General features: G+C 68.0%; 1 protein-coding gene. It reads left to right on the top strand.

The window, feature by feature from the left end:
• A partial coding sequence (locus tag R5H29_RS00745) for an NAD(P)H-dependent oxidoreductase subunit E (protein WP_332328570.1) occupies positions 1–338 on the top strand: 338 nt, incomplete at both ends.

Genomic DNA, 338 nt, shown 5'->3' with positions numbered 1-338 from the left:
CGGGCGATTCCACCTGCAGGTGTGCACGACCACCCCGTGCTGGCTGCGCGGCTCGGATGAGGTGGTTGCGGCCTGCAAGAAGGTCACCGGCATCCAGAGTTTCGGCGAGACGAGCGAGGACGGGATGTTCACGCTCACCGAGGTGGAGTGCCTGGGCGCCTGCGTGAACGCGCCGATCCTGCAAATCAACGACGATTTCTACGAGGATCTGGATTACGGCCTGACGGAAAAGCTGCTCGGCGCGATCAGGCGCGGCGAGGCGCTGCCGGCGCCGGACTCGATGACCGGGCGGCAGACCTCCGCCCCGGCGGGCGGGCCCCAGACCCTGCTGAGCGTGA

Origin of the sequence: Stenotrophomonas sp. A3_2, from assembly GCF_036624925.1 — a bacterium.
Lineage (GTDB): Bacteria > Pseudomonadota > Gammaproteobacteria > Xanthomonadales > Xanthomonadaceae > Stenotrophomonas > Stenotrophomonas hibiscicola.
The sequence above is the reverse complement of the archived record's forward strand: the minus strand, read 5'-3'. Positions and strand labels throughout refer to the sequence as shown.